We start from the raw sequence: 3,900 nt of genomic DNA, 5'->3' as shown, positions 1-3,900 counted from the left end.
CCGCGCCGCTCGGCGACCCGGCGCCGCGCCTCCGCGGCGACCTGCCGCCGGAAGCCCTCGATACGCTGCCGGATCTCGTCGTCGAGCAGCCGGTCGGCGAACCCGGACTGCCCGCCCTGTGCCCGGATGCTCGTGCGTACCCGGGCCAGCAGCGTCTGCGGTCGCAGCCACTCCAGGGTCTGGTGCGACGACCAGCCGTCCGATCCGGGGGAGTTGCCGTAGCCGCCGAAACCGTCGACCGCCTCCGCCGCCAACTGACCCATCATCGCCTGGTCGTTGGCGGCGAGCGCCGCAGCGAGCCGGTCGCGGAGGTCGTCGCGGCCGGGGGTCTCGCCCTGCGGTGCTCCGATGCCGCGCGGGAAGTAGAGGTCGAAGACCGGGTCGAACACCGGGCGTTGGGCCGTCCCGTGCAGCAGTGTCGCGGCCAGCCCCTCGCGCAGCAGCTCCCGGTCCGTGAACCCGAGCGCCTCCATCGCCATCGCCGCGTCCACGGTCTCGCCGGTCCCGATCCGCAGACCGTGCGCGCGCAGCGCCCCGACGAGGCCCGTCAGCCGCTCGGCGACACCGGCGGCACTCACACCGCGTCCAGGTCGAGCTTCGCCGCCGCCCTGAGGATGTCGTCCTGGTGCTTGAGGAGCACACCGAGGGTGTCCCGTACGACCGTCTCGTCGAGCGTGTCGGCGCCGAGGGCCAGGAGGGTGCGGGCCCAGTCGATGGTCTCCGCCACCGACGGCACCTTCCGCAGCTCCATCTCCCGCAGCGCCCCGACCACCCGGACCACCGACTCGGCCAGCGTCTCGCCGAGCCCGGGCACCTTCAGCCGTACGATCCGACGCTCCAACTCCTCGTCGGGGAAGCCGATATGGAGGAACAGGCAGCGGCGGCGCAGCGCCTCGGAGAGTTCGCGGCTCGCGTTCGAGGTGAGGACCACGAAGGGGCGGCGGGTCGCGGTGATCGTGCCCAGTTCCGGGACGGTGACCTGGAAGTCGCTGAGTATCTCCAGCAGCAGGCCCTCCACCTCGACGTCCGCCTTGTCGGTCTCGTCGATCAGCAGGACCTTCGGGGCGTCGCCGCGGATCGCCGTGAGCAGCGGGCGGGGGAGCAGGAACTCCTCGCTGAAGATGTCGGTGCGGGTCTCGTCCCAGCTCTCGTCGCGGCCCGCGCTGATGCGCAGCAGCTGCTTGGCGTGGTTCCACTCGTACAGCGCCCGGGACTCGTCGACGCCCTCGTAGCACTGGAGCCGGACCAGCTCCGCCCCGGCGACCTCGGCGACGGCCTTGGCCAGCTCCGTCTTGCCGACACCGGCCGGGCCCTCGACGAGGAGCGGCTTGCCGAGGCGGTCGGCGAGGAAGACGGTCGTGGCGACGGCGGGCGAGGCCAGATAGCCGGTCTCGGCGAGGCGCGCGGCGACTTCGTCGACGGAACGGAACAACGGGGCCTCCGGCGGATCGAGGGCGAGGAATCGAGGGCGGTGCATCGACATCCAGCTACATATCTAAGCGCTTGTTCACCTCCACTGTCACCCGCGATCGCGTCGCCGCGCAAGCCTGTACACCGATCGGTTTCCTCTCGGCCTCCGGCGCGGTAACCTCGCAGTATGGCCACGACAGACAAGGCGTCCCCCCGAGACCGGCTGCTCGACGCGGCGGCCGAGCACTTCTACCGCGACGGCGTCTCCATCGGCGTCGAGGCGCTGTGCCGGTCCGCCGGAGTCTCGAAGCGGTCGATGTACCAGCTCTTCGACAGCAAGGACGAGGTACTCGCCGCCAGCCTGGAGCGCCGCGCCCCCGGCTACGCGGCGCGGCTCATGCCCGGCCCGGACGACGCCGGCACGCCCCGCGAACGCATCCTGTACGTCTTCGAGCAGGCGGAGCAGGCCTCGACCGAGCCCGCGTACATGGGCTGTCCCTTCCTTGCCGCGCTGGTCGAGCTGAAGGACCCCGAGCACCCGGCGAGCGTGGTCGCCCGCGCCGCCAAGGAGACGTTGCAGGACGCCTTCCGCGCCCAGGCCGAGCTGGGCGGTGCACGTGATCCCGCCCTGCTGGCACGCCAGTTGATGCTGGTCTTCGACGGCGCGAGCGCCCGCGCCGGGGCGAAGCTGGAGACGCTGGACGGGCTGACCGTCGAGACTGTGCGGACGTTGTTGGATGCGGCCGGGGTTGCCTGAGCGTTGGGTCATGTCGTTCTTTGGCTGCGGCGCCGTGGGGGCTGGTCGCGCAGTTCCCCGCGCCCCTTAGGGGTGCTGCAGGACCGTGGGCAAAGGGGCAGCCACCGTAGCGACTGCCCCTGACCCGTCCGGCAGGACTCACGCGGCCAGTGCCACCGACTCCACCGCCGGTGTGCGCAGCACCCGCCGTGCCGTCAGCAGGCTCGTCCCCAGCGTCACCGTCGCCGCCACCGCGACGACCGCCAGCCAGATGCCGAGGCCCTGGTGCGGCAGCACCGAGTCCGTGCGGACCATGGTGAACGGGATGATCCCCGCCAGCGCGGCCACCGTGCCGGACAGCACTCCGGTGACCGTGAGGATCGCCGTCTCGGTGCCCACCGTGCGCAGCACCTGTCCCGGAGTCGCGCCCGCCAGGCGCTGTCCGCCGAACTCCCGGGCGCGGTAAGTCGTCGCCGCGTACAGCGAGTTGACCAGCATCACGCAGACGAAGACCACGATGATGCCGACGACCGTGAAGTTGAGCGTCTCCAGGTTCTTCGCGTCCACCGACTTCGTCAGCCCCGAGTCCCGCACCGCGTCGCTCTCCACCGCCTGCATGTAGAGCGTGGCGGTGGATACGGCCGTGAACAGGATCAGCGACATCAGGATCCCGGCCAGCTGGTCGGCCCGCTCGCGCAGATTGCGTACGGCCAACCAGCCGCTCGCGCCTGCCAGTTGGAGCCGGTCGAGCAGCCCCTTCAACAGCCGTGGCGCCAGCAGTGCCAGTCCCACCGAGAGCAGGATCGCCCCGTACGCCGGTGCCGCCATCAGCGCCGCGTCCGTCGCGGAGAACGCGAAGGTCGCCGACACCGACACCACACCCGCGACCAGCGCGCCGTGCGCGAGCAACGTCCTTGCCCGGCCCGGCTGTCGGCGTCCGCGCGTCGCCCGCCGTACGGCCAGGAACGCGGCGCCCGCCGAGGCGAGCAGGGTGATGCCGAGGCCCGACTGCAGCGCGTAGGGACCGAAGGAGTAGTCGACGGACCGCGCCACCTGGCCGCTGTCCTGGAACTCCCCGAGCAGTGCCGCTCCGCCGAGCATCGCCGGACCGACGGCGAGGACCGCGCCCAGCAGGGCGACGGCCACCGCCTCACCCACGACCATCCGCTTCAGCTGCGCCGGAGTCGCCCCCGAGCAGCGCAGCGTCTCCAACTCCCTTGTCCGCTGCCGCACGTTGACAGTCAGCGTCGAGGCGACGGCGAAGAACACCAGCAGGGTGCCGTAGCCGCCGACGACACTCGCCGACGTGGACAGCGTGTCGGCGCTGACCGAGTCGATGCCGTGCTGCGCCGCCGTGTCCTGCAGGGAGTTGAACGTCATGATGATCGCCGCGCCGAGGAACGCGGCCAGCAGGGTCGCCAGGAACCGGCCCGGCCGCTGCCGGATCGAACGCATCGCCAGTACGAACATCGCTCACACCCCCACCGTCACGTCGTCGCCCAGGTGTGCCAGCCGCTCGGCGACCGCGTCGACGGTCGGCGCGTGCATCCGGCCGGCGAGCCTGCCGTCCGCGAGGAACACCACCGAGTCGGCGTACGAGGCCGCGACCGGGTCGTGCGTCACCATCACCACCGTCCGGCCGTGCACCCGCACCGCCTCCCGCAACAGCAGCAGCACGTCCCGCGCGCTGCGCGTGTCCAGGGCGCCGGTCGGCTCGTCCGCGACGTTGCGCCACAGCCGCTGCAGCAGCCGGT

The 3,900-nt window shown here is 71.8% G+C and carries 3 protein-coding genes and 2 pseudogenes; 1 reads left to right on the top strand and 4 read right to left on the bottom strand.

Annotated features, from left to right (window positions below; all coding sequences use genetic code 11):
* Positions 1 to 578 (bottom strand): annotated as a pseudogene (locus R6V09_RS47955) (hypothetical protein); the annotation flags it as partial.
* The gene (locus R6V09_RS47950; RefSeq protein WP_317887745.1) at positions 575 to 1,432 is read right to left on the bottom strand and encodes an AAA family ATPase; all 858 of its coding nucleotides are present in this window, start codon (positions 1,430 to 1,432) and stop codon (positions 575 to 577) included. The pseudogene R6V09_RS47955 and the gene R6V09_RS47950, both read right to left, overlap by 4 nt.
* A 165-nt stretch (positions 1,433 to 1,597) precedes the next feature.
* On the opposite strand from R6V09_RS47950, the gene R6V09_RS47945 reads away from it, so the two are divergent.
* A complete protein-coding gene (locus R6V09_RS47945) occupies positions 1,598 to 2,167 on the top strand; it encodes a TetR/AcrR family transcriptional regulator (RefSeq protein ID WP_317887744.1) in 570 nt (189 codons plus the stop codon).
* A 138-nt stretch (positions 2,168 to 2,305) separates the two neighbouring features.
* Here the strand turns inward: R6V09_RS47945 and R6V09_RS47940 are convergent, their stop codons facing one another.
* Together R6V09_RS47940 and R6V09_RS47935 are read right to left on the bottom strand one after the other, a co-directional pair.
* Positions 2,306 to 3,616 (bottom strand): FtsX-like permease family protein, encoded by a 1,311-nt coding sequence (locus tag R6V09_RS47940; protein WP_317887743.1) that lies wholly within the window; start codon positions 3,614 to 3,616, stop codon positions 2,306 to 2,308.
* Between the two features lie 3 nt (positions 3,617 to 3,619).
* Positions 3,620 to 3,900 (bottom strand): annotated as a pseudogene (locus R6V09_RS47935) (hypothetical protein); the annotation flags it as partial.

The sequence above is a fragment of the Streptomyces sp. W16 genome, from assembly GCF_033194735.1.
GTDB lineage: Bacteria > Actinomycetota > Actinomycetes > Streptomycetales > Streptomycetaceae > Streptomyces.
The sequence above is the reverse complement of the archived record's forward strand: the minus strand, read 5'-3'. Positions and strand labels throughout refer to the sequence as shown.